The sequence below is a fragment of the Pseudomonas sp. P5_A2_2 genome, assembly GCF_054177685.1.
Window position 1 is genome coordinate 1 of sequence record NZ_JBGCUL010001276.1, and the last position, 1,117, is coordinate 1,117.

Here is a 1,117-nt window from a genome sequence, read left to right on the forward strand (position 1 = left end):
CTCCTACAGGGGTACGCATTCCAATGTGGGAGCGAGCCTGCTCGCGATGAACGATGACGCAGTGCATCTGAAAAACAGACAACCTCAACTAGCCGAAAACCGGTCACGACTGTTGGTCAGGTGCAGCCACATGGCCGCGCGCGCCGCGTCCGGGTCCTGGCGCTTGATGGCATTGAGGATCGCCTCGTGCTCAAGGTTGGCCAACTCGCCGAGCTTGCTCAAGTCCACCGCACCGCGCTCGGCGGCATTGACCCGGGTGCGCGGGATCATCGCACTGCCCAGGTGCTGCATGATCTCAGTGAAGCACACATTGCCGGTGGCTTCGGCGATCAGCAGATGAAAACGCCGGTCCGCTTCGACACAGCTGTCGTTGTTGGCCAGCAGGCTTTGATAGTCGTCCAGTGCTTCACGCATCTGCGCCAGCTGCAGATCGCTGCGGCGCGTTGCCGCCAGCGCCGCCGCCTGGGTTTCCAGGCCCATGCGCAACTCCAGAATACTGCGCACCCCCAACGCCGTATCGACATTCAGCCGCAACCCCTGCTCCGGCGCGCGCTCGATCACGAACGTGCCAATGCCATGCCGGGTCTCCACCAGTCCCGAAGCCTGCAACTTCGAGATCGCCTCACGCACCACCGTGCGACTGACCCCGTGCTCCTGAACGATGGTGTTCTCTGACGGCAACTTGTCGCCGGGCAACATCTGGCCGAGCAGGATGCGCTGGGTCAATTTTTCGACCAGATCATGGGCCAGGTTGTGAGTGCGCTTGCGGGCAGGCGCGTCGAGGTCTTCTTGCATGGGGATATCCGGAAAACAGGGCTATCGAATCGTAGCACCGCGCTTGGCGGGAATCCTGTAAAAATTCCACCCAACTTGTATGACAACACTCAACAACAAGCCCATAACGAGTCACTTCGATAGTCAGCCAGTTGCGCTAGCAGAATAAAAATTTGCTGATAAAGCGCCATTTCATTGGACAAACGGGGTTGCACGAAGAAAAAATCTAGTTGTATGATGTCTAGCAACATCGCAGCACCCAGCCCTACCCCGCATAAAAATAACGAGTGGGAGAAAACGCAGTGAATACATCCATCTCCGGGATGCACGACGACGCCAATTC

2 protein-coding genes are annotated in these 1,117 nt (G+C 58.1%); both read right to left on the reverse strand.

Translation table 11 applies throughout. The features are described from left to right. Window positions 1-84: 84 nt before the first annotated feature. Window positions 85-795 carry a FadR/GntR family transcriptional regulator gene (locus ACXRVY_RS30765; protein WP_223463418.1) on the reverse strand — a complete coding sequence of 237 codons (711 nt, stop codon included), beginning with the start codon at window positions 793-795 and terminating at the stop codon, window positions 85-87. A gap of 89 nt (window positions 796-884) precedes the next feature. Further along, a partial coding sequence (locus tag ACXRVY_RS30770; RefSeq protein ID WP_458239176.1) for a hypothetical protein occupies window positions 885-1,117 on the reverse strand: 233 nt, incomplete at its 5' end.